This window comes from Marinitoga sp. 1138 (assembly GCF_013363265.1).
Classification (GTDB): Bacteria; Thermotogota; Thermotogae; order Petrotogales; family Petrotogaceae; genus Marinitoga; species Marinitoga piezophila.
The window spans coordinates 1-24667 of the sequence record NZ_LBFA01000001.1; the positions used below are offsets into that span (position 1 = coordinate 1).

Annotated in this window: 33 protein-coding genes; 22 read left to right on the plus strand and 11 right to left on the minus strand. The window is 28.9% G+C overall.

Translation table 11 applies throughout. The annotated features are described in order from the left end of the window. The first annotated feature begins 113 nt into the window (after positions 1–113). A complete protein-coding gene (gene dnaA, locus XO11_RS00005) occupies positions 114–1478 on the plus strand; it encodes a chromosomal replication initiator protein DnaA (RefSeq protein WP_014295533.1) in 1365 nt (454 codons plus the stop codon). Between the two features lie 38 nt (positions 1479–1516). Here the strand turns inward: dnaA and msrA are convergent, their stop codons facing one another. Continuing rightward, entirely contained in the window at positions 1517–2017 is a 501-nt protein-coding gene (msrA, locus tag XO11_RS00010; RefSeq protein ID WP_175417928.1) for a peptide-methionine (S)-S-oxide reductase MsrA, read from the minus strand. A gap of 130 nt (positions 2018–2147) precedes the next feature. Here msrA and XO11_RS00015 point away from each other — a divergent pair, with 130 nt between their 5' ends. Beyond that, on the plus strand, positions 2148–2879 hold the full coding sequence (locus XO11_RS00015; protein WP_175417929.1) for a SagB/ThcOx family dehydrogenase: 732 nt from the start codon (positions 2148–2150) through the stop codon (positions 2877–2879). Positions 2880–2904: 25 nt separating this feature from the next. Here the strand turns inward: XO11_RS00015 and XO11_RS00020 are convergent, their stop codons facing one another. From XO11_RS00020 to dnaN, 4 genes are read right to left on the minus strand one after another with little or no spacing between them, the layout of a single operon-like run. Beyond that, on the minus strand, positions 2905–3162 hold the full coding sequence (locus tag XO11_RS00020; protein WP_014295536.1) for a hypothetical protein: 258 nt from the start codon (positions 3160–3162) through the stop codon (positions 2905–2907). Continuing rightward, positions 3149–3862: an endonuclease V gene (nfi, locus tag XO11_RS00025; protein WP_368494353.1), complete on the minus strand. Its 714-nt coding sequence runs from the start codon at positions 3860–3862 to the stop codon at positions 3149–3151. The genes XO11_RS00020 and nfi overlap by 14 nt, the downstream gene beginning before the upstream one ends. Beyond that, entirely contained in the window at positions 3852–4322 is a 471-nt protein-coding gene (gene ispF / locus XO11_RS00030) for a 2-C-methyl-D-erythritol 2,4-cyclodiphosphate synthase (protein WP_075780025.1), read from the minus strand. The genes nfi and ispF overlap by 11 nt, the downstream gene beginning before the upstream one ends. Beyond that, on the minus strand, positions 4322–5590 hold the full coding sequence (gene dnaN, locus XO11_RS00035) for a DNA polymerase III subunit beta (RefSeq protein WP_014295539.1): 1269 nt from the start codon (positions 5588–5590) through the stop codon (positions 4322–4324). Before dnaN ends, ispF begins: the two co-directional genes overlap by 1 nt. A gap of 127 nt (positions 5591–5717) precedes the next feature. Between dnaN and XO11_RS00040 the strand changes: the two genes are divergently transcribed. The 8 genes from XO11_RS00040 to XO11_RS00075 all read left to right on the plus strand — a co-directional run bounded on the left by XO11_RS00040 (position 5718) and on the right by XO11_RS00075 (position 12662). Then, positions 5718–6581: a glycerophosphodiester phosphodiesterase family protein gene (locus XO11_RS00040; RefSeq protein WP_083635604.1), complete on the plus strand. Its 864-nt coding sequence runs from the start codon at positions 5718–5720 to the stop codon at positions 6579–6581. A 46-nt stretch (positions 6582–6627) separates the two neighbouring features. Continuing rightward, positions 6628–6933, plus strand: coding sequence for a ferritin family protein (locus tag XO11_RS00045; RefSeq protein ID WP_175417930.1), 306 nt, complete (start codon positions 6628–6630; stop codon positions 6931–6933). Positions 6934–7025: 92 nt separating this feature from the next. Further along, positions 7026–7472, plus strand: coding sequence for an LPP20 family lipoprotein (locus XO11_RS00050; protein ID WP_014295542.1), 447 nt, complete (start codon positions 7026–7028; stop codon positions 7470–7472). Between the two features lie 16 nt (positions 7473–7488). Further along, positions 7489–8469 carry a 2-hydroxyacid dehydrogenase gene (locus XO11_RS00055; RefSeq protein ID WP_014295543.1) on the plus strand — a complete coding sequence of 327 codons (981 nt, stop codon included), beginning with the start codon at positions 7489–7491 and terminating at the stop codon, positions 8467–8469. Between the two features lie 22 nt (positions 8470–8491). After that, positions 8492–9478, plus strand: a complete 987-nt coding sequence (locus XO11_RS00060; RefSeq protein WP_075780027.1) for a PhoH family protein — start codon at positions 8492–8494, stop codon at positions 9476–9478. Beyond that, positions 9465–10832, plus strand: a complete 1368-nt coding sequence (locus XO11_RS00065) for an HDIG domain-containing metalloprotein (protein ID WP_175417931.1) — start codon at positions 9465–9467, stop codon at positions 10830–10832. The genes XO11_RS00060 and XO11_RS00065 overlap by 14 nt, the downstream gene beginning before the upstream one ends. Next, a complete protein-coding gene (gene ybeY / locus XO11_RS00070; RefSeq protein WP_014295546.1) occupies positions 10822–11253 on the plus strand; it encodes an rRNA maturation RNase YbeY in 432 nt (143 codons plus the stop codon). The genes XO11_RS00065 and ybeY overlap by 11 nt, the downstream gene beginning before the upstream one ends. A gap of 164 nt (positions 11254–11417) precedes the next feature. Then, a complete protein-coding gene (locus XO11_RS00075) occupies positions 11418–12662 on the plus strand; it encodes a DUF1015 domain-containing protein (protein ID WP_014295547.1) in 1245 nt (414 codons plus the stop codon). A 20-nt stretch (positions 12663–12682) separates the two neighbouring features. Here the strand turns inward: XO11_RS00075 and tdt are convergent, their stop codons facing one another. Next, positions 12683–13687, minus strand: a complete 1005-nt coding sequence (tdt, locus tag XO11_RS00080; RefSeq protein ID WP_175417932.1) for a tellurite-resistance/dicarboxylate transporter — start codon at positions 13685–13687, stop codon at positions 12683–12685. Between the two features lie 20 nt (positions 13688–13707). Further along, a complete protein-coding gene (locus XO11_RS00085; RefSeq protein ID WP_075780031.1) occupies positions 13708–14037 on the minus strand; it encodes a helix-turn-helix transcriptional regulator in 330 nt (109 codons plus the stop codon). 281 nt (positions 14038–14318) lie between these two features. On the opposite strand from XO11_RS00085, the gene XO11_RS00090 reads away from it, so the two are divergent. The 7 genes from XO11_RS00090 (at position 14319) to lpdA (ending at position 18642) form a co-directional block, all read left to right on the plus strand. Beyond that, positions 14319–14558, plus strand: coding sequence for a sulfurtransferase TusA family protein (locus tag XO11_RS00090; RefSeq protein WP_014295550.1), 240 nt, complete (start codon positions 14319–14321; stop codon positions 14556–14558). A gap of 24 nt (positions 14559–14582) precedes the next feature. After that, positions 14583–15602 (plus strand): YeeE/YedE family protein, encoded by a 1020-nt coding sequence (locus tag XO11_RS00095; protein ID WP_014295551.1) that lies wholly within the window; start codon positions 14583–14585, stop codon positions 15600–15602. 40 nt (positions 15603–15642) lie between these two features. Further along, positions 15643–16113 carry a rhodanese-like domain-containing protein gene (locus XO11_RS00100; RefSeq protein ID WP_014295552.1) on the plus strand — a complete coding sequence of 157 codons (471 nt, stop codon included), beginning with the start codon at positions 15643–15645 and terminating at the stop codon, positions 16111–16113. A 31-nt stretch (positions 16114–16144) separates the two neighbouring features. Beyond that, positions 16145–16498: a DsrE/DsrF/TusD sulfur relay family protein gene (locus XO11_RS00105; RefSeq protein WP_041638396.1), complete on the plus strand. Its 354-nt coding sequence runs from the start codon at positions 16145–16147 to the stop codon at positions 16496–16498. A 10-nt stretch (positions 16499–16508) separates the two neighbouring features. Then, positions 16509–16865, plus strand: coding sequence for an intracellular sulfur oxidation protein (locus XO11_RS00110; protein ID WP_075780032.1), 357 nt, complete (start codon positions 16509–16511; stop codon positions 16863–16865). Positions 16866–16887: 22 nt separating this feature from the next. After that, positions 16888–17145, plus strand: a complete 258-nt coding sequence (gene tusB, locus XO11_RS00115; protein ID WP_217671565.1) for a sulfurtransferase complex subunit TusB — start codon at positions 16888–16890, stop codon at positions 17143–17145. A 135-nt stretch (positions 17146–17280) separates the two neighbouring features. Continuing rightward, entirely contained in the window at positions 17281–18642 is a 1362-nt protein-coding gene (gene lpdA / locus XO11_RS00120; RefSeq protein ID WP_175417933.1) for a dihydrolipoyl dehydrogenase, read from the plus strand. 43 nt (positions 18643–18685) lie between these two features. Here lpdA and XO11_RS00125 read toward each other — a convergent pair whose 3' ends face one another. Beyond that, on the minus strand, positions 18686–19258 hold the full coding sequence (locus XO11_RS00125; RefSeq protein WP_014295557.1) for a sulfurtransferase TusA family protein: 573 nt from the start codon (positions 19256–19258) through the stop codon (positions 18686–18688). A 172-nt stretch (positions 19259–19430) separates the two neighbouring features. Here XO11_RS00125 and sfsA point away from each other — a divergent pair, with 172 nt between their 5' ends. Then, on the plus strand, positions 19431–20111 hold the full coding sequence (gene sfsA / locus XO11_RS00130) for a DNA/RNA nuclease SfsA (RefSeq protein WP_175417934.1): 681 nt from the start codon (positions 19431–19433) through the stop codon (positions 20109–20111). Next, positions 20099–20674, plus strand: coding sequence for an HD domain-containing protein (locus tag XO11_RS00135; RefSeq protein WP_014295559.1), 576 nt, complete (start codon positions 20099–20101; stop codon positions 20672–20674). Before sfsA ends, XO11_RS00135 begins: the two co-directional genes overlap by 13 nt. Positions 20675–20705: 31 nt before the next feature. Here XO11_RS00135 and XO11_RS00140 read toward each other — a convergent pair whose 3' ends face one another. Then, positions 20706–21149, minus strand: coding sequence for an SRPBCC domain-containing protein (locus XO11_RS00140; RefSeq protein ID WP_075780034.1), 444 nt, complete (start codon positions 21147–21149; stop codon positions 20706–20708). A gap of 85 nt (positions 21150–21234) precedes the next feature. On the opposite strand from XO11_RS00140, the gene ltaE reads away from it, so the two are divergent. The 3 genes from ltaE to XO11_RS00155 are packed head-to-tail and all read left to right on the plus strand — an operon-like array spanning position 21235 to position 23256. Further along, positions 21235–22263, plus strand: a complete 1029-nt coding sequence (gene ltaE / locus XO11_RS00145; RefSeq protein ID WP_014295561.1) for a low-specificity L-threonine aldolase — start codon at positions 21235–21237, stop codon at positions 22261–22263. Positions 22264–22267: 4 nt separating this feature from the next. Further along, positions 22268–22759, plus strand: coding sequence for a permease (locus XO11_RS00150; RefSeq protein ID WP_014295562.1), 492 nt, complete (start codon positions 22268–22270; stop codon positions 22757–22759). Then, the gene (locus XO11_RS00155) at positions 22756–23256 is read left to right on the plus strand and encodes a hypothetical protein (RefSeq protein ID WP_075780035.1); all 501 of its coding nucleotides are present in this window, start codon (positions 22756–22758) and stop codon (positions 23254–23256) included. Before XO11_RS00150 ends, XO11_RS00155 begins: the two co-directional genes overlap by 4 nt. A 21-nt stretch (positions 23257–23277) precedes the next feature. Here the strand turns inward: XO11_RS00155 and XO11_RS00160 are convergent, their stop codons facing one another. Together XO11_RS00160 and XO11_RS00165 are read right to left on the minus strand one after the other, a co-directional pair. Continuing rightward, positions 23278–23829 (minus strand): NUDIX domain-containing protein, encoded by a 552-nt coding sequence (locus XO11_RS00160; RefSeq protein WP_175417935.1) that lies wholly within the window; start codon positions 23827–23829, stop codon positions 23278–23280. A gap of 59 nt (positions 23830–23888) precedes the next feature. Continuing rightward, entirely contained in the window at positions 23889–24644 is a 756-nt protein-coding gene (locus tag XO11_RS00165) for a hypothetical protein (protein WP_075780036.1), read from the minus strand. Positions 24645–24667: the final 23 nt, after the last annotated feature.

A 24667-nucleotide genomic window follows, 5' to 3' on the forward strand; every position in this document is an offset into this window, starting at 1 on the left:
TAAATCTCAACAAAGTTCATGAAATTTTTTCTTGATTAAGTATGTTAAATCTGATATCCTATATAGTGCACCTCGTTTTATTATTTTTATTTTTTGGTCAGGGGGTAATTGTTGTGTCGAAGGAAGAACTGTTGGAGCAATTGAAATCGAAAATAAATAGACTTACCTGGGATCAATGGTTTACCTCTGCCAAGATTCTCGATATACAGGGAGATAGGGTAATAATAGGAATGGGAAATCTTTTTATAAAAGATTTCGTAGCAAAGAAATATGGTAATCTTGTGTCGGATACGCTTTCTGAAATTCTTTCTAAAAAAGTAAAGGTTGAATTTACATTTATACCAGCTGACCAAAATAAGAATAAACCAGCTGGAAAATTAATCAAGGAAAGACCTTTAAAATTATCCGACTTTAATCCTGAATATACATTTGAAAATTTTGTTGTTGGAGAATCTAACAGAGTGGCATATTATTCTGCGTTAGAGGTAGCGAATAATCCAGGGAAATACAATCCATTGTTTATATATGGCGATGTTGCCTTAGGAAAAACGCATTTATTACATGCTATTGGTAATAAAGTTATGGAAACATCTCCAAATTTAAAGGTTATGTATGTAACAGCAGAAGAGTTTATGAATGATATGATGCGTTCTTTAAGAGAAGAACAGATGGATGATTTTAGAGAACGTTATAGAAAAAAGGTTGATATCTTATTAATTGATGATGTTCAATTTTTAATAGGAAAGGACATGGCTCAGGGAGAACTCTTCCATACATTTAATACATTATTTAATCTTGGAAAACAAATTATTATCTGTTCTGATAGAACGCCTGAAGAATTGGCAACCTTTCATCCAAGGTTAATAAGTAGATTTGAAATGGGATTGGTTGTTAATGTAAATGAGCCTGATAAAAAAACAAAGTTAAGAATTGCTAAGAAAATGGCAGAGATGAGTTCTTTATATATTTCCGATGATGTTGTTACATATTTGGTAGATAACATAGATAATAATTTAAGAAAATTAAGAGGTTTAATTTTAAATCTCTTTTTCCATAGCAAGGTTACTGGGGAGCCTATAAATGTTGAAACTGTGAAGAAATTGTATAGCTCATTAAAAAGACATAAGAAAATTGCTATGGAAAATAAAGAGAGTTTGGCTGTATTAAAGAAAAATCTTATTTTGGAGTCTGTATTAAAAGAATATAATCTTACAAGAGATCAATTGTTTAGCACTACCAGAAAAAAGGAAATATCTGAAGCGCGTCAGGTTTTAACCTTTTTATTAAAAAATTATGGAAAGATGAAAGTAAAGGAAATTTCGTCTTTTGTTGGTAAGAATCATTCCACTGTAAGTCAGGCTATAAAGAAAATAGAAAAGGAATTAACTACAGGGAATCTTGTCTTAAAAAGAAGAATTGATGATATAAGAAGAGTTTTTGAAGAAGCAGAAAAGATTCATGATCAAACAGCAAGTTAAACTGTACCCTTATATTTCAGGGTACAGTTTTTTATTTATTATAAAGAAATAAAAAATTTTGTAATTTCTTCTCTTTTATAATGACAATAAGGTTTTTTCCCTGTTTTTTCATAATAGTCCTGATGGTAATCTTCAGCAGGATAAAATTCTTTCGCCTGTTCTATTTTTGTAGCTACATCATATTTTGACTGTAAAATAGATATAATTTTTTCAGCCAATTCCCTTTGTTCATCTTCGGTGTAAAATATAACACTTCTATATTGTGTCCCGATGTCAGGTCCTTGCCTATTTATTTCAGTGAAATCATGTATTTCAAAAAAATATTTTAATAATTCTTCTGTTGAGATAATTTCATTATCATATATAACTTTTACAGTTTCTGCATGTCCTGTTCTTCCTGTACATACTTCTTCATATGTGGGATTTTCTGTTTTTCCACCCATATATCCAACCTCAGTATCCATTACACCATCTAATTTTTTAAATAAATCTTCTACTCCCCAAAAGCAACCAGCAGCAAGATAAATTGTTTTTTTCATATTTTCACCTCCAGAAAATGTATATATATTATTTTACCATAAAATTAGGAAAACAAACAACTTTTTTATATTATAATAATCTGATATAATATAAATAACAACAATGAATTTGTTAAGGGAGGGAAGAAAGATGAAATGCGGAAGAGAGGTTTTAAAATCGAATTGGAAGAATCTTGAAGTGGATTTGCCAGATAGAAAAAAGGGAATTAAAAATCCTCCATATATAAAACCATATCCTCAGGATACGGAATTAATAAATTTACCAGACATAAAAGGTTTTAAACCGATAAATAATGATTTCATTTCTTTATTGTTTAATAGGCAGAGTCGCAGAAGATATAAAGATAAACCTATTAGTTTGGAAGAATTATCCTATATGTTGTTTTATACGCAAGGTGTAAAAAAAGTGGTAAAGGATAAAGTAACCTTTAGAACTGTTCCATCTGCAGGAGCTACACATCCTCTTGAAACATATATTGTTGTGTTTAATGTTAAAGGATTAGAAAAAGGAATTTATAGATATATACCAACAGAACATAAATTGCTTCCAATAAAATCTGGAAACTTAAGAGAAGAGATTATAGAAGCTACATTAGGCCAAAGATTTATAGGAGAAAGTGCTGTTGTATTTGTTTGGAGTGCAATTCCTTATAGAACAGAATGGAAGTATAAAAATGAAGCTCATAAGACAATTTCTATTGATGCAGGACATGTATGTCAAAATCTATATTTACTTGCTGAATCAATAAATTGTGGGACATGTGCAGTTGCTGCGTATGATCAGGATTTAATGGATAAATTAATTGAAGTAGATGGTAAAGATGAGTTTGTGGTTTATCTTGCACCAATAGGTAAAATTTAATAAAAATAGCAGCCTGAAATGGCTGCTATTTTACTATTACATTTATTTTTTCTTTAAAGAAGTCTTTATCTTCTTCGGTAAATACATTGGTTGGATATAAATAGATATAAGTCCATACTGTATCAATAGGGTCTATAACCATTTTTTTATCAGTTCCATTTATATAATTCACAATTTCTTTTAAAGCAGAAATTGACTCTTTATCGTCAGTATTAACTTTGAATTTCCATGTTTCAATTTTTTCACCTTTTACTTCAAGCACTTCAAGTTCAAATTTTTCCATTTGCATTCCTCCTTGGAAAGATTTCATTTTTAATTTTTTGAGAGTAATAATGTGCTAATCTTGTTGGTTCAGGGAGTTTATACCTTGTAGAAAATTTTAAAGCAAAATATCTGGCTTCATCTATTGTAATGAAATTCCCCGGTGAAACAAAAACAGGTTTTGTTTTTTCACGCGTTCTAATAACACAGCCAATTTTTTTGTCTTTTTTATCATAAATATATGAATAATCACCTTTATTATTTCCAGGTTCATCAAAGTTACCATATAATTTTGATTTTGCTATACCAATAGTCGGAATTTCTATAAAAAATGAAGCGTGAGTAGCAATTCCCATTTTTCTTGGATGAGCAATTCCATGACCGTCAAAAAAAACAATATCAGGTCTTATAGTGACTTTTTTCCATGCGTTTAAAAAGACAGGTAATTCTCTAAAAGCCAATAATCCAGGTATATATGGAAATTCAATTTCCTGATAATGATATTTTACTTCTAACTCATTGAAATTTTTATCTATTATTACTATAATTGCCAATCCAAATTCTTTATAAAACGAAAGATCGACTCCTGCAACCACATTAACTTCCTTTGACAAAGGAATTAGTGAAATTTGATTTATTAAAGATTTTTGTATATTTATGCACTTTTTATAATCTAAATCTATAAAATCATGAATATGATTATAATCCAATTTATTCACCACACTCAATTAATACAACACAATAAGCTTCTATACCTTCATTTTTGCCGCCGATTCCAAGCGAATTTCCTGATTTTCCTTTTATATTAACTTGGGAAGGTGAAATTCTCATTAATTTTGATAAAAGCTCTTTCATTTCCGTTTTATATTTGTTTATCTTTACATAAGAAGTAACAACGGTGGTATCTATATTGATTATTTTGATATTTGAAAGTTTTTCCATAGTTTTTTTTAATAGAATTTTGCTGTCTATATTTTTATATTCTTCAGTTTCAGGGAAAAGCTCTCCTATATTTTCATATCCACATGCACCAAGTAATGCATCAATTATAGAATGAATAAGGACATCCCCATCGGAATGCCCTTTTAATCCTAAATCAGAATTTATCTCAATGCCGCCAAGATATAATTTTTTGCCTTTTTCAAAAGGATGTACATCATATCCAAAACCAACTCTGAACATTATTGTAACCTCACTGGCATAACTATATACATGTATGAATCATCGCCAACAGGTTTTATCATTGTTTGTGAGCTTTCACTTGTAATATTAAATTCAACCTCAGCGGTTGCAATATGGTCAATAGCCTCTCTTAGATATTTTGGAGAATAAGCTATTAATATATCTTCACCTTCTTTATCAACTTCTAATTCTTCAACAGCAAGACCTACATCAGGTGATTTCGCTGATAATTCCATAATACTATCTTTTATTTCTATTTTTACCTGATCATTTTTTGCAGCAATTGAAACTCTTTTTAAAACATTAAGGAATAAATCTGTTGACGCAATAACTTTTGTTTTAAATGCCTGAGGAATTATATTTATATAATCCGGGAAAGGTGCATCAACGACATTTAAGATTATTTCTACCTTATCGTCTTCTAGGAATATTAGAACCCTGGAACCATCAAAGAAAAGTTCTATGTTTTCGGTTTTTGAGCTCTTTAAAACATTTACGAGTTCTTCCATACTTTTTAGAGATAATAAAAATGATGGTGGCATATTTACTGTATCTAATGAAAGTTCAGCAAGTGCTAATCTATAACCATCTGCAGCAACAAGAGTTAAATAACCACCTTCTCTAAAGTCCCAATAAACACCATTTAAATTTTTTGAAATATTTTCAGAGCTTTTTAATGCACAAAAAATAACCTTTTCAATCATAGCTAATAATTTAGTTTTTTCAAATGTAAATATTCCTTCTTCAACTTTATTTGGTACTATTTCCGGAAAATCTTCAGGATCCATTGTTGGAACTACAAATTCAGATTTTCCAGCAATAATTTTAATGTTTTTTCCTTCAATATAGATATTAATATTTTCATAATTTAAATTTCTTATAATATCTACAAAGTTTGTAGCATCAACTACAAATTCAGGTTTTAAAGAAGTTGAATCAGTCTTTATTTCTTCAGGGGAAAATAATGTGTTGTTTTCTTCTTCGGTTTCAATAACTTCAAAATTTTCATTTTCAACAGCATCAGCTGAAACGCTTTCTTCTCCGAATAATTCATTGTCTATTTTTTCAACCTCTTCAAATAATATGTTACTTAAAACACCATGAAAAGAAGTTTGTAAATCTGTTGCGTAAAGGTGTAAATTGTTATCCTTAACAGAAAACTTAAATCCAGATAATACAGGGTTTGTTGTTTTTTTAGCCACAGCTTTTGATGCCATATCCATAAGGTTTAAGAGCTTGTTTCTTGTAACTTCTAGCTTATAAATCATTTTTATTCCTCCTCAATCTATTTTATTTGATTATTTCATATAAAAATATTTATATATTCTATTTTACAATAAATCTTCATTAAAAATCAAGTAATATATAGTATAATATATATGAGGATGTGAAATTGTGAGATTTTTAAAGATCATAACTATTGTTTTTTCTATAATTATTTCATTATCAATGGTATATGATAAATTTAACGATGAAATTAATTATAATAAAATATTTTCAGATATTGAAAAATATAAAGCAACACATAAAATTAAAGGAGGAAGAAAGATGAAAGATAGACCTGTAATACTTGGTCATAGAGGATATAGGAGTAAATATCCAGAAAACACAATTTTAGCTTATTTAAAAGCTATAGAATATGGTGGAGATGGTGTGGAGCTTGATGTTCACCTTTCTTCAGATAATGTTTTAATAATTCATCATGATGATAACTTTGAAAAGATCACAGGTGATAAAAGAAAAATTAGAGAAATGACTTCGAAAGAAATAATGAAAATAAAAATAGACGGAGAGCCAGTTCCTACGCTTGAAGAGGTTTTTGTAAAATTACCAGAATATGCATATATTAATGTTGAAATAAAAGATCCAGATGCCTCTGAGCTTGCATATAATGTTGTTAAAAGTTTTAATGCGTTTGATAGAGTTCTATTTTCTTCATTTGAAATTGAAAGTTTGAGACGTTTAAGAAATCTTGATAAAGATATAGATCTTGGACTATTAATTGAAGATAAAGAGAGAATAGAAAAAATAATGGACTTACACAAAGAGCTTAATTTTTATTCTTTAAACCTTCCAGTTGAAGGAATTGAAATGTTGGGGTTAGATAATTTTAAAACATTAATATCAAAATATTCTGAGATTGGGTTGCATATTGTAATATGGACATTAAATGATATTAAAACATTAGAAAATTTAGATGGTTATATAGATGCTGTAATTACAGATGATATTGAAAAAATAGTGAATTATTATAAATGATTTTTATAGAAAAATCTATGGGTTATTACATGATGGGGGGGATAATATGCCTGAATTTGCAAATCCATTTTCTGGATTAAAAAAGGATAAGAAATTATCTCATGAAGAATTGGTAAGGGCTATTAGATTCATGGTTGCAGCAGAATATGAGGCAGTTCAAATGTATATGCAACTTGCAGAATCTACGGATAACAAATTGGCAAAAGAAGTTCTTATTGATATTGCCAATGAAGAAAGAGTACACGCAGGAGAATTTTTAAGGTTATTGAAAGAACTTGCACCTGATGAAGAAAAGTATTATGAAGAGGGTGTCAAAGAGGTTGAAGAGGAAATTGAAAAGTTAAAAGAATAATAAAATGGCTAATCTCGTCTGAGATTAGCCATTTTTATATGAAAAATATATGGTATAATATGTACTGTATATGGAAAATGGGAGGTGTTGATATGAAAAGAAGATTATATTTTATTCTGGCATTATTTATTATAGTAATTACATTTAATTCATGTGGAGCTACAAATAGTGGTATATTTGCTCAACCGGATATGGAAAAGAATACTTCATATCATGATTTTAAAGGATTTGGAATTATTGATTACAAAACTTTTCCTCATGAAGCACAGGCAAAACTTGCAGCGCTTGAGGCTGCAAGGCAGGATGCATATACAAAAGCAGTGGAATATGTTTATGGGACATATATTGATTCCAGTACAACTGTAAAAGATTTCGTTATGCAAAACAAAGAAATTGAATCAAAATTATATGGTTTAATAAAAGGTGCCCAGGAAATAAATCAGGGATTTGATATGAATGAAGGAATGGCATGGGTTGTTATAAGAATATATAAAAAGGATATAGAAAATATTATTGGAAAAAGAATAAAGTACTTCTAAAAAAGGAGGAATTCTTTTGAAAATCCTGTTTTTGCATCAATTTAATAGTTACTGGGATGAAAAATTGAAAGAATTAAAAAAGGAATTCCCGGAAATAGAAATAATATTTCCTCAAAAAAATAAAGAAATATCATTAAAAAATGCTGAAGCAATAATAGGTGGATTTATAAATGAAACAGAATTAGAAATAGCAGAAAAGCTTAAAATAATTTTTGTTCCTTTTGCTGGTGTTGAACAATTACCTTTGGAAATATTAAAAGAAAAGAATATTATTGTTTCAAATGCTCATGGGAATGGGAAATATGTCGCTGAAAGAGCTGTAGCCTTAGCTTTAGCTCTTCTTGGAAAAGTTATTCCATTTCATGAAGATTTAAAAAATGGAGTATGGCATGGTTTTACAGTTGGAGAATCGATTTTTGAATCATGGCACTCAATTCAAGGAATGAAAATAGGAATACTTGGATTTGGAGAAATTGGTAAAAATATAGCCAGGTTTTTAAAACCTTTTGATACTGAAATTCATATATTAAAAAACAAAAAGATTGATTATATTCCAGAAAATGTTGATAAAGTTTATTATGATGTTGATGAAATAATTGAACAAAGCGAAATGTTGTTTTTAACTCTTCCGTTAACTGAAAAAACATTTAATATTTTGAGCAAGGAACGGATTATGAAAATGAAAGATAAGTATATAATAAATATTGGAAGAGGGAAATTAATTGATGAAGAAGGGTTATATTTATCTCTTAAAGAAGGAATTTTAAAAGGTGTAGCTTTGGATGTATGGTTTAATTATCCAACAAAAGAAAATAAAAATGTGTATCCTTCAAAATATCCTATATGGGAATTTGATAATGTTGTTTTATCTCCGCATGTAGGTGGCTATTCATTTCATGCAACAACAGCAGGTATAGATTATACTATTGAAAGTATTAAATCATATTTGAAAACAGGAAAACCATTGTCAATAGTTGATTATGAACATAAATATTAAGCTAATTGTGAGGTGATATTTTATTAAAGAGTTTATTAATATACCGGATGACATAGAAATTATAGAACTTTTCGGTACTTATAATAATAGGGTAAAATATTTAAAGAACAAATTTGATGTTGAGATTAGCTATTTAAATAATCGAATTGTTATAGTAGGAAATAAAAAAAATAATATTGAAAGGGTAAAAAGCATTTTAAAGGAAATAATAGATATAACCTCAAATGGACATTTGCTTGATTGGACAGAATTTCAATATATAACTTCATTATATGAAAATAATAAAAATACAATTCAAAAAAATGAATCTAAATCATATAAAAGTGTTGTAAATACTACAGTAAGTGGAATGAGAGTTCAGGCAAAAACACACGGACAGTCGTTATATATAAACACAATGAAAAAAAATGATATAGTCTTTTGTATAGGACCAGCCGGAACGGGGAAAACATATCTTGCAGTAGCTATGGCGGTTGAATTTTTAAAAACAGGTCAAATACAGAGAATTATATTAACAAGACCTGCAGTTGAAGCAGGTGAAAAATTAGGTTTTTTGCCAGGAACGTTATACGAAAAAGTTGATCCTTATTTAAGGCCGCTTTATGATTCGTTAATGGATTTTATGCCAGCAGATAGAATAGTTGAATATAAAGAAAAAGGAATTATAGAAGTGGTACCATTGGCATATATGAGAGGAAGAACTTTGAATAATGCATATATTATTCTTGATGAAGCGCAGAATACTACATATTATCAAATGAAAATGTTTTTGACCAGGATAGGATTTAATTCAAAAGCTGTTATTACAGGAGATATTACACAAATAGATCTTGAAAACAAAAAGGATTCAGGACTTTTAGCTGTTCAAAAAATATTAAAAAATATAAATGGGATTTCATTTATAGAATTAACTGAAAATGATGTTGTTAGAAATCCATTGGTTAAAGAAATTATAAAAGCCTATGATAATTTTGAGAAAATCAAGGTGAAGAAAAATGAAAAAATTTAATAAGTTAAAAATAGTGATAATAGTACTTAATTTTTCAATATTATCTATATTTTCTGAAATATTTTTATGGAAAAATGTATCCATAGAATTTTTGTATAATTCCCTTTTGATACTTATCCCTTTCTGGTTTGGGATAATAGAGTTTTTTATGAATAAAAATAAAAAATTCAAATTACATCCTAAAAATTATTGGGCAACATTTTTAACTGTACTTGATATAGGTATAGTGTTAAATATAATAGCTTTAAAATATTATTCGGATCCGGCAATTTCACCTGTTTTTGTTACTGTAATGATAACCTTGATGATGGATTTTTATATGGGATTATTAATATCTTTAGGTTTTTCTTTTTATTTTGCACTTTTACTTGGTTCATCGTTTAAGTTATTTATTATTCTATTTATTACAGGGAATGTAGCAGCATATTTTAGCAAAAATCTTTATTCGAGGGTAAGGATTATAATTCCCGCTTTTTCGGCTATAATAGTCCAGATCATTTCTTATCTGTTATATTATCAATTTGACTATGAGGCTATTCCTGTAATAAGTTTTTCTAATTTTATACAAATGTTATTAATTCTTGGAGTGTTGCCATATCTTGAATATATAACAAGAATATATTCCGATATTGGATTGTTGGAATTGGGGAATTTGAATCATCCATTATTAAGAAAATTATCATTTAATGCGTCAGGAACATATTATCATAGTTTGATTATTGCAAATCTTGTTGAAAGTGCTTCTGAATCGATAAATGCAAATCCTGTTTTGTTAAGAGTTGGATCATATTTTCACGATATAGGTAAATCTTTAAGACCATTGTTTTTTACCGAAAATCAAAAAGGTATAAACCCGCATGATAAAATAAATCCGAAACTTAGTGCTATTATCTTGAATAAACATGTTACAGATGGAATTGAACTGGCAAGAAAATATAGATTACCTATACTCATTGAAGATTTAATAGCACAACATCACGGAACAAGAATAAAAAGATATTTCTTCCATAAGAATCTTGAACAGGAATTGAGTATTCCAGCAGAGGAGTTCAGATATCCAGGACCAATTCCACAATTTAAAGAATCTGCTATTTTAATGATTGCGGATAATATAGAAGCAATTACAAGAAGCATGAAAGAGTTAAATAAAAAGACTTTATCGGAAAGGTTTGATAAACTGATACAGGACCTCTTTTTTGAAGGGCAACTTGATGATTGCGGTTTAACCTTGTCTGAAATAAACAAAATAAAGGACTCAATGATAGAAACAATACTGAATATGAATCATTCCAGAATTAGTTATCCGGAAATTCCGCAGGAATTATTGAAGGAAGGGAATAAAAATGAAAATTAATGTAATTAACAATCAAGATTTAAAAAAAATTGATGAAAAAAAAGTTGAAGAAGTGTCAAAATATGTATTATTAAAGGAAATAGGCGAAGGAGATTATGAATTAAATATAGTAATTACAGATAATAATGAAATTGCTAAGTATAATGAAGAATATAGAAACAAGAAAGGACCAACAGATGTATTATCCTTTGAATATGGATTAGATGAAGAAATAATTGGAGATATAATGATATCTGTTGAAAGGATTGAAGAACAGGCTCCAGACTTTAATAATACCTTTGAAGAAGAATTTTTTTATATTTTAGTTCATGGAATATTGCACATATGTGGATATGATCATATAAATGAAGAAGATAAAAAAATAATGTTTCCAAAACAGGATAAATATTTTCAAGAGTTGAAAGAAAAAGGAATTATCTAATTGAAAAATTTTTCATACTTATGCAACTGAAAGATTTTAGTTAATAATTCCCCATATTCCTTCTTTAAAATAGCGTTTTTTAAAATAATCAGGTTGTTTATAATCATTAGAATTGTTATAATAAAGACGATTTTAAAACAAAATTTATTAAAGGAGGAGTCAAAATGTCAGTGATTAGACCATTTAAAGGTTTAAGACCTGTAGAAAATATGGTAGAGGAATTTTCCTGTCCCCCATATGATGTTTTAGAAGAAGAAGAAGTAAAAGAAATAGTTTCAAAACATCCAAACAGTTTTTTAAGAGTTACAAGGGCAGAAGTAGAATTCAATGAAGATATAGATCCACACAGTGAAGTTGTGTATAAAAAAGCAAAAGAAAATCTTGATAAATTTAAAGAAACAGGAGTTTTAATGGAAGAAGAAAAACCTGCATTATATTTATACAGAGAAACATGGCAGGGGCATTCTCAAACAGGAATTTTTGCAACATTTTCTGTTGATGAATATCAAAAAGGTTTAATTAAAAAGCATGAATTAACAAGACAGGATAAAGAAGACGATAGAACAAAGCACATAATGATTTTAGAAGCACAAACAGGTCCAGTATTCCTTACATTTAAATCAAAAGAAGAAATAAAGGATTTAATAAACAAAGGGATTGAAGCAGCAAGAAAAATATATGACTTTACAGATGAAAAGGAAGTTCATCATGAATTATGGGTATTAACAGATGAAGAATTAATAGAAAAATTACAAAAAGCATTTGAAAGCGTTGAAGCATTATATATTGCTGATGGTCATCACAGAGCAGCTGCAGCTTCAAGAACAAAGGAAATATTAAAATCAAAAAATCCTGCGCATACAGGAAATGAAGAATACAACTTCTTTATGGCTGTTGTATTCCCGCATGACGAATTAAAAATCCTTGATTATAATAGAGTAGTTAAAGATTTGAACGGATTAAATGACGAAGAATTTATGAAAAAAGTAGAAGAAAAATTCGAAATTTCAGAAGCACCAGAATCACCATATAAACCAAAATCAAGACACGAATTTGGAATGTATATTAATAAAAAATGGTATGTATTAAAAGCAAAACCAGAAATAGTTAATGAAAATGATCCTGTGGAACAGTTAGATGTTTATATTCTTCAAAATTATTTATTAGATCCAATACTTGGAATTGAAAATCCAAGAAAAGATCCAAGAATTCACTTCCTTGGTGGAATTAGAGGAGTAAAAGCTTTAGAAGATTGGATTGACGGTAAAAATTGGAAAGTTGCATTCTCCATGTATCCAACATCAATAGAAGAATTAATGGCTGTTGCTGATGATAATAAAACAATGCCACCCAAATCAACATGGTTTGAACCAAAACTAAGATCAGGATTATTAATTCACGAAATATAATAAAAAAAACGGGCAATTCGTTATGAATTGCCCGTTTTTTTATTCAATAAATTAAAGAAAGTTGCAAACCAGAAAAATACTAAAAGGAAATAAATAATAAATCCAAAATAATCTATAAATTTAATTTTAAATATTAATGATATTGTATGAGTTGCTGTTATGTAAGCCCCAGTAGGGAAGATAAAAGCAAACCAGGATAAAGTAAAAGGTATCTTCATTTTTTTAGAATAATATATAGTTAAAGAAATAGCCATTAGCAACCACCAGATACCGTAACCCCACAATAAAAATGAAAATCCATAAAAAACATCTTTTGAAATAATAAAATTAGATGCTTTTGTTAGTTTAATTAACGCTGTTGTTCCAGCACCGATAGGACCAAGATTAACCCATATAGTTGGTGCCATAATATTTGGTAATGGATGATGTAAAATAAATCTGTACATTGAAATTGCAGACATTATCAAAAATAGAAAAAAACCTGTTCCCCAGCTAAAGTAATTGATAAAAATAATAAAATCATTTACCCAACCCTGAAAATGATTAATAAAAAAACTTCCTGGAATTGGAATAACAATAAAAGCAACTGGCGGAATAAAAAACGCAGGACAAATGTGATCAAGTTTTATATGGTTTTCTTTAAACATAATAAATGGAGTTATGATGCCGAATAAAATAGTAAAAAATGTACCTGCAATCCAGAATCCAAACGAAAATGAAAAAGAATTATTAAACAACATTTGTATATTTGCTGATATAACAAGCATTGCAGCACCAAAAGCTGAGAAAAAGTTGGAAACAAGCGGATGATAAAAATCTTTTAAAAAATCCTTTTTAAAAATAAAAAATTTCACAATCCATAAAGATAAAAAAATGATAAACAAGAGAATATTGAGATAGAAAAGGAAATAAGAAAACGATCTTAGAAAGGAAAAGTATTGTGAAAAAATCAAAGAAGTGATAGAAAAAATACCTGTTCCCATAATGCCAGCAAACCATGATGGTTGAAATTCTTTAGCTTTCATATAACTACCTCCTTGAAATATTAAAGATTGCAATTATTATCTAAGACAACATATTCTTTACTTCTTTCTATATCTTCAGAGTATTCGTTAAAAAGATCATGTTTTAAGTAATTAAAAAAAATGAATTTATTTGCTATTTTATCATTAATAGAATACTTTGTAAGAGTTCCCATTTTTTCTGGCATAATAATTCCAATTAGTCGCATCTTTGAAATATGCCTTGAAACAGTAGATTGAGGTAAATCAAGAATTTTAGTTAATTCACAAACGCAATGTGGCCTATAAAATAAAAGATTTAAAATACGTAAACGGGTTTTATCGGCAAGAATTTTCATTAACTCTTCTAACATTAAAACACCTCTTTCTAAATATCCGGATATCCGGATATATTATAAATTAATAATGTTAATGTAAAATGAAGGAAAAATAAAAATAAAAAATTAGGAAGGATAAATAAGATATCTAAATAATATTTTTCATTATTACCAACTTGTAAAAAAATAGAAATTTTTATTTAACAATAAATAGATATAATAAATGTGAAAAAAGTAATTTTAAAATTTGGTAAAAAATGAAAGTGTATTTTATATATAAAGTGAATAAAATCACTAAAAATAAGGAGGGAGTTACTATGGCAAATTATGAAGTAACAAAAACAATTGATGTAAGAGGAGAAGTTTGTCCGGTGCCAGATGTAGAAACAAAAAGGGCATTAAAAAAAATGAAATCAGGTGAAATTTTAGAGGTTTTAATTGATTATGCAATGTCAGTTGAAAGGATTCCGGAAACTGTGAAAAAACTAGGGCATGAAGTATTAGAGGTTAAAGAAGCTGGTAATAGCGAATGGAAAATTTACATAAAAGTGAAATAATTCCTTATAGGAGGATGATTAAAAATGGACGGATTCCTTGATATTCTTTATCAATATGAAATTTATTTTGGATTGGGAGTAGGACTTTTATTTGGTTATATTTTACAAAGAGGGCGTTTATGTTTTAACTCAGCAATTAGAGATGTTAAGTTTTTTGGTGACAATTATTTGATGAAAGCTATTTTTTTGGCAATTTCTATTAATTCACTTGTGTTTGTTGCAATGGCTCAATTTGGTTTAATACAATTACATCCGCTCGCATTTGCACCACTTGGAAATATACTTGGAGGTTTAATTTTTGGGTTTGGAATGGTTTTAGCAGGTGGATGTGCAAGTGGTGTTACATATAGAACCGGAGAAGGAATGATAAGCGCGTGGATTGCTGCATTATTTTATGCAATATTTGCATCAGCATCTAAAGCAAGCTTTTTAAAACCTTTAATTTCGTTATTAAAAGGTCCGGTATATACTGTTGAAGGTGATGGGAAATATTATGCATATGACGCTGTTGGACCAACAATTGCAACTGTTTTAAAGGTAAATCCATGGATACCAGCAATAATTTTTGCGGTAATTGTATGGTATATTCTCTGGAAAACAAAAACTACTGAAAGGCCAGATTCAGCATGGAACTGGAAATTGTTGGGTATCCTTACAGTAATTGTTTCTGCATTAGGATATTTAACAAAACAAACATATGGTCTTGGAATTACTGGTGGCTGGGTAAGTTTAATGAATTATCTTATAGGCGGTAAATATATAGGCTGGTCTGGAATGTTTATTCTTGGAATTATTTTTGGTTCTTTAGTAAGCGCATTAATTCGCAAAGAATTCAAATTTAGAGCACCAAGAGATCCAAAAGTGTTTGGACAGGTAGCTCTTGGTGGAATTTTAATGGGATTTGGAGCTGTTTTGGCAGGTGGCTGTAATATTGGACATTTCCTTACAGGATTTTCACACCTTGCTATAGGTTCTATTTTAACAACAATATTCTTTTTTCTTGGAAACTGGGCTGGTTATTACTGGCTTTATGAAAGGGATTAATTATTTTTATAAATTATTATAAATCTATGGAGGTGGAATTATGAAATTAAGAAAGGGTTTATTGGCATTATTGGTATTGATATTATTGATAACAACATTAACAGCAGAAATTAAGGTAAAAACAGCTAAAGATTTTATTGCTGATGCAAAAGCTGTTGTAAAGGAAATAAGTGTTGAAGAAGCATTTAAGATATATAAATCAAAAGATTCAAAATATATATTCCTTGATGTTAGAGAAGCAAATGAAGTTGAAGCTGGACATATTCCAAATGCACATTGGATACCTAGAGGATTATTGGAATTTAAAATTGCATCGCTTGTGAAAAATACAGAAGATAAGATTATAGTTGTATATTGTAAATCCGGAGGAAGGTCAATTTTAGCAGCTAAAACATTGAAAGAAATGGGATACAATGTATTAAGCGTTTCAGGTGGATTTACTGCATGGAAAAACAAAAGATATCCAATTAGAAGAGGATTACCTGGAACAACTGGTGGAGGCTGCTCTTGATTATAAGAATATAGATATAGGAGGCAATAATATGAAAATAGCTATACAGGTTATGGTTCAACCATATACTTATCAGGATATAGATTCTGCTATAAATATAGCAAAAGCTGCTTTGAATAAAGGGCATGAGGTGACAATTTTCTTATTCTGTGATTCTGCAATAGCTTCAAACGATAAAATAAAACCCGTTAGAAGTGATAGGAAAATACCTTCATTATTAAAAGAAGTTGTAGATATGGGTGGAAGAGTTGAAATTTGTGGAATTTGTATGGATTATAGAGGCATTACAAAGGATATGATTGTTGAAGGTTCTAATCCAAGTGGATTGCCAGAACTTGCTGAATTAATATATGAAAGCGATAGATTCATAAGCTTTATGGCGTGAGGTGAAAATAATGGATAAAAAAGTATTGTTTGTAGTCTATCAATCTCCTGTAGGAAGTATATGGATAAACGAAGCATTTAGAACAGCATTTGGTATGTATGGTGAAGATATAGAACCAGCTGTAATGGTTATGAAAGAAGCAGTAACAGGTATATCTGCCGACACTAAACCAGAATCACTTGGGTTATTGCCAATAAAAATTGTTCAACGATTTATAAAAAGATATGAAACACCTGTATATGCATTAAAAGAAGATGTTGAAAGATATCATGTGAAAAATATAGATGAAAATTATCAGGTTCAAATGATATCAGAAAAAGATTTATCAGATTTCCTTCATGATTTTGATTACGTAATATTTATGTGAGGTGGTTATTGTGGCCTTAATTATGGTTAAATATGGTATAGATCATCCTGTAGAAAGACTTAAGATTCAAAGTGCAAAAAACGATGATACAATAGTTTTAATACAAAACGGAATATACTGGAATTTTGAAAATTTAAAAAAATTAACAGATGCAGAAGTAGTATTATTAAAAGAAGATTTTAATGCGAGAGGATATTCTGATGAAGATGCAAATGTAAAGCTGGTAGATTATAACGGTTTGATTGAAGTTATAGAAAAACAGGAAAAGTTTATTGGATAAGTAAAGTAATTTTTGGGGAGCTAATAACTCCCCTATTTTTTTAAGAGTTTATTTTTTGTTAATCTAAAGGTTAATAAGTATTTTTTTTAAAAGGATAAAATTATATCTGAATATAAAAGGTTAGGAGGGGTAAGGATGTATGATGCAATTGTAATAGGTGGAGGACCAGGAGGATATGTTGCAGCAATTAGATTGGCACAACTTGAGAAAAAGGTTGCCCTTATTGAGAAAAATAATCTTGGGGGAACATGTACAAATCAGGGGTGTATTCCTACAAAAGCTATATTGACTGCTGCACATCTTTATTCAGATATTATAGGTAAATCAAAAAAGTTTGGTATAAAAGTAGATAATGTGTCTTATGATCTTGCAGGAATTCTAAAACACATGAATAAATCCATTACAATGTCAAGAAAAGGTATAGAATATCTTATGAAAAAGAATAATATAGATGTAATGAAAGGAAATGCTATTATAAAAGATAAAAATCATGTAGAAATCGAAGAAAGTGGAGAAGTTATTGAAGGAAAAAATTTAGTATTAGCCCATGGTTCAGTACCAGCTATATTTCCACCATTTAGCGAAGTTGAAGGAATATGGACAAGTGATGATGTATTTAATAATATGAAAGAATTGCCAGAAAGTATAGTTATTGTTGGTGGAGGAGTTATTGGTGTTGAATTTGCTACATTCTTCTCTTCGCTTGGAAAAAAGGTATATATTGTTGAACTTGCAGACCATATATTGCCATTTGAAGATGCAGATATTGCACAGGAAGTAAAAAAAGCTTTAACCAAAAAAGGTGTAAAAGTTCTTGAAAAGACAAAGGTAAAGGGAGTTTCAAAAGAAGAAATATATAAAGTAACAATAGAATCAGAAAAAGGCGAGGAAATCATCGAAGGTGAAAAAGTATTACTTGCAGTTGGAAGAAGACCATATATTCCAGAAGATGTAAAAGCACTTGGAGTTAAAATAGAAAAAGGTGTTGTTACAGACAAAAGAATGAGAACAAATATAGAAAATGTATATGCAATTGGAGATATAAGAGCACAGATAATGCTTGCACATGTTGCAATGTTTGAAGGAATTGTTGCTGCTCATAATATAGCTGGCGAAGAAATGAAAATGGATTATTCAGCAGTTCCATCAATAATTTTCTCATCACCAGAAGTAGCCTCAACAGGTTTAAAAGAAAAAGATCTCGATCCAGAAAAAATCGTTATAGGGAAATTCCCTGTTTCTGCAAATGGAAGAGCAAGAACAATGGAAGAAAGGGAAGGATTTGCAAAGGTTATTGCCGATAAAGAAACAGGTAAAGTACTTGGTTTTGCAGTGGTATCGCCATCAGCAACCGATATGATAATGGAAGGAGTACTTGCTGTTAAACATGGATTGACTGTTGAAGAAATTGAAAATGATATACATCCACATCCAACTCTAACAGAAACAATACTTGGAGCATTTGAAGACGCTGAAGGAATGGCTTTACATATTTAAAGATATCCAATAATAAAAAGTCCTGACATATATTTAAAGGTTGTCAGGACTTTTTTATATATATCTTTATTTCACCAGGAAATTCACTAATTTTTCCCAAAACAGTATTGCCCTCTTTAGTTACCGAAATAGGAATCCTTTCTGCAGATAATGGATAATCTACAATTACCAATAAGATTTTATCTTTATCCATATTTTCAAGCACTTTTCTTGTTTTTATGTCAGGGATAGGGCATATTTCTCCACGCATATCAAGAATAATATCAGGTTTTATATTTAATTTATTTTGATCAAATGGACATATTGTAGAATCAGAACAATCAATTATTCCCGTTCCATTTATTTCGGAAACAAATTCAATGGCATACTCTAAAATACGAAATATTTTAGTTGATGCAAAATCAAAATATTCAATACCTTTTTTTCTTGAAGAAGTTAGAATTCCAATTTTTTTCATATGTGTGAGATGTCTATACACTGTCGAAATATCATAGCCTAACCTATTGGCTATATCTGAAGTAGTTAAATGATTATCAAGGATAGATATTAATATTTCAATTCTTGTTTGATTTGAAATAGTTTTAAAGAGTTCGTGAAGAGTTAATTTTTTAGACATTTTTAATCATCTCACTTTCTATATGTTTTCATATTCATTCTACAATAATAATAAAAAAATTTCTTTTCTTGATTATTAATAAAATAGTGTTTTTTTATTAATATGAATATATTAATTTTGGACAAAAATATTTTCTTGATATAATATTATAAAAAGCGGTTAGGAGGAATTTATGAAAGTAATAAAAATAGAAAATCTTCAAACAGGAACTTTTATTGACAGACCAAATAGGTATCTTGCAAAAATTGAAATTAACAATGAAATTCATGAAGTTCACGTTCATGATCCAGGAAGATTAAAGGAGTTATTATATTCTGGAAATGAGGTTTTGATAAAATCTGTCTCAAATAAAAAAAGAAAAACAAAGTGGGATTTAATTGCTGCTAAAAAAGATGATAAATATGTACTTGTTAATTCAATGTATCATAGATATATTGCTCAAAAAATGCTTGAAAAAAGGTTTGAGAAATTACAGGCAGAAGTAAAGTACAATAATAGCAGAATAGATTTTTTAGGTAATGAGAAAACATGGATTGAAGTAAAAGGATGTACTTTATCTATAAATGGAATTGCATTATTCCCAGATGCTCCAACAAAAAGAGGAACTAAACATCTAAATGAATTAATTGAATTAAAAGAAAAAGGCTATGAAACAGAAGTTTATATTTTAGTATTTTCAAAAGCAGAAGTTTTTTCTCCAAATTTTAAAACCGATAAATTATTTGCTAAAACATTCTATAAAGCAATTAATAAAGGGGTAAAAGTTCATCCGTTATTGTTTGAATTTCAAGATGAATGGATAATCTATAAAAAAGAGTTAGATATTATGGAGGAAGATAAATGGATTATATAAAAAAGATATATGAATATGTATTAAACTTAGAGCACGAACATTCGCATGATTTTGGGCATATATTAAGGGTAACGAAAAATGCTGAAATTATAGCAGAAAATGAAAATGCCAATAAAGAAATTGTGATAATTTCTGCTCTTTTACATGATATTGCAAGAGCAGATGAATTAAAAGGATTAATTGAAGATCATGCAATAGAAGGGGCATTGAGGGCAGAAAGATTTTTAAAAGAAATAAATTATCCATATGTTAATGAAGTGAAATATTGTATAGAAGTTCACAGATTTAGCAAGGGTTTAATTCCTGAAACACTTGAAGCAAAGATTTTACAGGATGCAGATAGGCTTGACGCTTTAGGAAATATTGGAATAGCAAGGGTATTTATGCATAAAAATGGTGGTGATATAAAAGAAAGACTAAACCATTTTTATGAAAAAATACTGAAATTAGGAGATTTAATGCATACGAAAACCGCTAAAAAAATGGCAGAAGAAAAAAATAAAATTATTAAAAATTTTGTGGAAGGACTGGAAAGGGAATTAAACTTAATATTTAAAATTTAATAATTCTGGCTGAGAATTCAGCTGGAATTTCTTATATAATTGTAATTCCTTTTTCTATCCATAATTTTGCAAGGGTTAGCATTTGCCCCCAACCTAATGCACAACCATATTTTATTTGTAATTCATCGAGAGTATATACCTGTGTATAATCAATTATTTTAAGCCAGGTTCCGTTATTTTCGTCTTTAGAAAAAGACATTTCAACCTTTGAACGATATCCTCTTTCTTCTTTATACCACCAGAATATTATTAACCGCTTATCTATTATTTCTTCAATATATCCTTCATCTTCCACAATTTCACCAAGGGTTAATTGCTTCCATAAAAATGTGATTTTACCTTCATTTCTTAATTCCATATACATTTTATCAGTAAACCATGGACTCCAACCATTTTCATTAACAAAAACATTCCATACTTTTTCTATTGGAGCATTAAAATATTCAATTATTTCAATTGGCGGTGTTTCGACCATAATCCATTACCTCCATTTTTTGACATTTCAATAAGAATTATAGTATAATTTAGTTAATCATTTATAACTTTGAGGGGGAATTTTTGTGAAGTTTATAGATTTAAGGAGCGATACAGTAACTGAACCAACAGAAGAAATGAGAGAAGCAATGTGTAAAGCTGAGGTTGGTGACGATGTTTACGAAGAAGATCCTACAATAAAAAAATTAGAAGAAATGGCAGCGCATATATTAGGAAAAGAAGCAGGGCTTTTTGTGCCAAGCGGTACTTTTGGAAATCAACTTTCTTTATTTACACATTGTGAACGCGGTAATGAAGTAATTGTTGGTGATGATTGTCATATTGTTCAGCACGAAGCAGGTGCAGCATCTATAATAGCAGGAGTTCAGTTAAGAACTGTGAATTCTGATAAAGGTGCTTTACCACCTGAAGAGGTTTTAAGAAAGATTAGAAAAGAAGAAGATATACATTATCCAAAAACGGGTTTAATATGTCTTGAGAATGCACATTCCAATGGAAGAGTAATACTTCTGGAAAATTTTAAAGAAATAAGGAAAATAGCTGATGAATATAGTATTCCCATTCATCTTGATGGTGCAAGGATTTTTAATGCAGCGACCTATTTAAAAGTCGAAGCGTCAGAAATTGCCAAATATGCCGATTCTGTTAGCTTTTGCCTTTCTAAAGGATTATGTGCTCCAGTTGGATCTGTAGTAGTTGGAAGCAAAGATTTTATTGAAAAAGCTAAAAAAAGAAGAAAAATTATGGGTGGTGGATTAAGACAGGCGGGGATTCTTGCTGCAGCAGGAATTGTTGCACTTGAAAAAATGCGATTAAGACTGGATGAAGATCATGAAAATGCCAAATATTTAAAATCAAAGCTTGAAGAATTTGATTTTATCAATATAGTTGAAGAGGTTCATATTAACATGGTCTTTTTTAAAATTAACAGGGATTTTGAAAATATAGATTTTATTGATTATATGAGAAAAAACGGTATAAAAATTAATCCTCCAGAAGAGGGAATATGGAGGTTTGTAACCCATTATTGGATTAAAAAAGAGGATATAGATAAAACTATAGATATAATAAATAAATATTTTAAGGGGTTATGATAGTATGAGTACAATAATTAGTGGTGGAATTTTTGTTTTATTTGTTATGGGGTTATATATTTCTTTATTGAGGAAAAATGAAAAACAAAAGTTTAAAAAGGCATTGAAGAAAGGTAAGAAGAACTTAATTCAAAATGTTTTAAGGTTATTCATAATATTTTTGATTATAGGAATGTTGCAGAATTTTCTTGCTCCAGACAAAGTTGGACAATTTTTATTGAATTTTTCAGGTATAAAAGGAGTAGTAGCAGGATTAATTACAGGTTCAATTATGATGGGGCCACCTGCCAGCGGCTATCCAATAGCCCAATATCTTTTCCAGAATAATGCAACTGTATCTCTTGTAACAGCGTTTTTATTATCCTGGGTTATGCTTGGGATAATGTTTATAACTTATGAATTTCAATATTTGGGTAAAAAATTTACATTGATTAGAAATACTCTTGCAGTTATTTCTATTATTATAATTTCCATTATTATGGAGATGATAATATGAAGCAATTTATAAAAAATTTCATGATGGAATTTATTCTTTTAATAATTGCAATTGTTCTTATAATAATTAATCCAGATAAAGCGATAAATGGAGTTATTTATGCGTTAAAAACATTATTAAATCTTTCATTGGTAATAATTGGTGTTGCATTTTTAACTGGATACATTTCAGAAGTAGTAACCAAGAAAACTATATCAAAGTTTATTGGCCATGAAAGTGGATTAAAAGGAATGTCATTAGGAGTAGTTTTTGGAACAATGATGGTTGGACCAGCATTTGCATTTTATCCTTTCTTTGCTGAACTAATAAAAGAAGGAGCAAGTGTTGGGGTAGTTGCAGCAACAATTGCTGCATGGTCAGTTAAGATTCAATGGATGCCGCTTGCATTGAGCTTATTAGATGTAAAATATGTATTGTTGTTAAACTTCTTTATAATATTATTTGCGTTTTTTAGCGGGATAATAATGAATTATTTATTTAAAAAATATGGAAAATAAAAAAAAAGCCTTATTCCAGAGCTAAGGAGAATAAGGCTTTTTTATTTCCTGAATATTTATTATTTGAGCTTTTTTATTTTCATCATAATTGATTTCAAAGAAATAAATAAAGTCTTTTTCATCATAAAGATATGGAATAATCTTTTTATCTATATCCGTTAAGTTTTCTTTTTGAAAATGCTTTTTATTTATCCATTTTAAAATACCTTCATTACATTCTGGCAGAGGTTCTTTCTTTATTTTCGCTAAAAATATAAATAATATCCAGTTATAATGTTCTGGACCTTCTTCGGAAGTAAATGCTTTTAGTTCAATATTTTCTAAATTAAAACCTGTTTCTTCCATATACTCTCTTTTCATTGCTTCAATAATCTCTTCATTATCCTTTACTTTTCCACCAGGCGGAACTAATTTTCCTGCAAATGGTTCTTTATATCTTTCAAGCATTAAAACTTCACCATATTCATTTTCAGCATAATACATTACAGCTATTTTTTGATTTTCATTTTTAAGTAATCTATTAATGTCAAAGTTAATTTTTATGGTGTTAAAAAATTTTTCGATATTTTTCATATTATCCCCCTTCAATATAATATTCTAAAAATAAAGCCTCCCGTTAGGGAGACTTGAGATTATTTTTCAAATGTTGGATACGATAAAATCAAGTTGAAATTTTTAATCCATAAATCGGCAACCAAATCCTTTTTATTACTACTACAATATGTCCAGAATACAATTCTCATTTTATCAGCTTTTTCATTTGCAAATTTAGATACATCAAAGTTTAATTCAAATGGCGTATACATTGTAGCATATAATCGATTAATCCATTTATGTTTTTCAAAAGGATAGGAATTATTTCCCCATACATATGATGTTTTTCCAACTTCATATCCATCTTTATCCATAAAAACAATTAATAATCCTGCTAAAGAATATTCTTTTTCATCAGTACTTTTTGTACTTGAAGTGAATCCCATCATATCAACAGATAAATTAACATGTGTTCTATTTCCATATGGAAGTTTGAAATCTTTATATAAATTGTTTTCAGAAAAACCGTCTTTATGTATTCTTAACCATTTTTTACCATCCACAGTATCTACATATATTAAGCTACCGCCCTGTCTTCTTCCTCCTATTTTCCATTCATTTGATTTTTCAATAAAAGGATAAACATATTTTTCAATGTGCTTTGGAATTATAATTTTTACGATATCTTTTTCATTAAGTTGAATTAAAGAATCTTTCAATTGCACATCGTATATACCATTGTAATAGTGTACTAATTTACCTTCAATAACTTTACCATTTAAAAGATAGAATTTTTCGGAAAATACTAATAACGATAATACAAAAACAAAAAATAAGAAAAGAAATTTCTTCATAATTTCGCCCCCTGATAGAATTT

Excerpts from the sequence above, each read along its gene's own strand:
- XO11_RS00095 (WP_014295551.1), top strand. The coding sequence starts at position 14,583 with ATGGACGGATTCCTTGATATTCTTTATCAATATGAAATTTATTTTGGA.
- lpdA (WP_175417933.1), top strand. The coding sequence starts at position 17,281 with ATGTATGATGCAATTGTAATAGGTGGAGGACCAGGAGGATATGTTGCA.
- sfsA (WP_175417934.1), top strand. The coding sequence starts at position 19,431 with ATGAAAGTAATAAAAATAGAAAATCTTCAAACAGGAACTTTTATTGAC.
- tdt (WP_175417932.1), bottom strand. The coding sequence starts at position 13,687 with ATGAAAGCTAAAGAATTTCAACCATCATGGTTTGCTGGCATTATGGGA.
- XO11_RS00165 (WP_075780036.1), bottom strand. The coding sequence starts at position 24,644 with ATGAAGAAATTTCTTTTCTTATTTTTTGTTTTTGTATTATCGTTATTA.
- XO11_RS00020 (WP_014295536.1), bottom strand. The coding sequence starts at position 3,162 with ATGGAAAAATTTGAACTTGAAGTGCTTGAAGTAAAAGGTGAAAAAATT.
- dnaN (WP_014295539.1), bottom strand. The coding sequence starts at position 5,590 with ATGATTTATAAGCTAGAAGTTACAAGAAACAAGCTCTTAAACCTTATG.
- tusB (WP_217671565.1), top strand. The coding sequence starts at position 16,888 with ATGGTTAAATATGGTATAGATCATCCTGTAGAAAGACTTAAGATTCAA.
- XO11_RS00100 (WP_014295552.1), top strand. The coding sequence starts at position 15,643 with ATGAAATTAAGAAAGGGTTTATTGGCATTATTGGTATTGATATTATTG.
- XO11_RS00050 (WP_014295542.1), top strand. The coding sequence starts at position 7,026 with ATGAAAAGAAGATTATATTTTATTCTGGCATTATTTATTATAGTAATT.
- ybeY (WP_014295546.1), top strand. The coding sequence starts at position 10,822 with ATGAAAATTAATGTAATTAACAATCAAGATTTAAAAAAAATTGATGAA.
- XO11_RS00155 (WP_075780035.1), top strand. The coding sequence starts at position 22,756 with ATGAAGCAATTTATAAAAAATTTCATGATGGAATTTATTCTTTTAATA.
- XO11_RS00135 (WP_014295559.1), top strand. The coding sequence starts at position 20,099 with ATGGATTATATAAAAAAGATATATGAATATGTATTAAACTTAGAGCAC.
- XO11_RS00085 (WP_075780031.1), bottom strand. The coding sequence starts at position 14,037 with ATGTTAGAAGAGTTAATGAAAATTCTTGCCGATAAAACCCGTTTACGT.
- XO11_RS00125 (WP_014295557.1), bottom strand. The coding sequence starts at position 19,258 with ATGTCTAAAAAATTAACTCTTCACGAACTCTTTAAAACTATTTCAAAT.
- XO11_RS00045 (WP_175417930.1), top strand. The coding sequence starts at position 6,628 with ATGCCTGAATTTGCAAATCCATTTTCTGGATTAAAAAAGGATAAGAAA.
- XO11_RS00015 (WP_175417929.1), top strand. The coding sequence starts at position 2,148 with ATGAAATGCGGAAGAGAGGTTTTAAAATCGAATTGGAAGAATCTTGAA.
- XO11_RS00140 (WP_075780034.1), bottom strand. The coding sequence starts at position 21,149 with ATGGTCGAAACACCGCCAATTGAAATAATTGAATATTTTAATGCTCCA.
- XO11_RS00160 (WP_175417935.1), bottom strand. The coding sequence starts at position 23,829 with ATGAAAAATATCGAAAAATTTTTTAACACCATAAAAATTAACTTTGAC.
- XO11_RS00065 (WP_175417931.1), top strand. The coding sequence starts at position 9,465 with ATGAAAAAATTTAATAAGTTAAAAATAGTGATAATAGTACTTAATTTT.
- XO11_RS00110 (WP_075780032.1), top strand. The coding sequence starts at position 16,509 with ATGGATAAAAAAGTATTGTTTGTAGTCTATCAATCTCCTGTAGGAAGT.
- XO11_RS00075 (WP_014295547.1), top strand. The coding sequence starts at position 11,418 with ATGTCAGTGATTAGACCATTTAAAGGTTTAAGACCTGTAGAAAATATG.
- XO11_RS00105 (WP_041638396.1), top strand. The coding sequence starts at position 16,145 with ATGAAAATAGCTATACAGGTTATGGTTCAACCATATACTTATCAGGAT.
- XO11_RS00150 (WP_014295562.1), top strand. The coding sequence starts at position 22,268 with ATGAGTACAATAATTAGTGGTGGAATTTTTGTTTTATTTGTTATGGGG.
- msrA (WP_175417928.1), bottom strand. The coding sequence starts at position 2,017 with ATGAAAAAAACAATTTATCTTGCTGCTGGTTGCTTTTGGGGAGTAGAA.
- ispF (WP_075780025.1), bottom strand. The coding sequence starts at position 4,322 with ATGTTCAGAGTTGGTTTTGGATATGATGTACATCCTTTTGAAAAAGGC.
- XO11_RS00090 (WP_014295550.1), top strand. The coding sequence starts at position 14,319 with ATGGCAAATTATGAAGTAACAAAAACAATTGATGTAAGAGGAGAAGTT.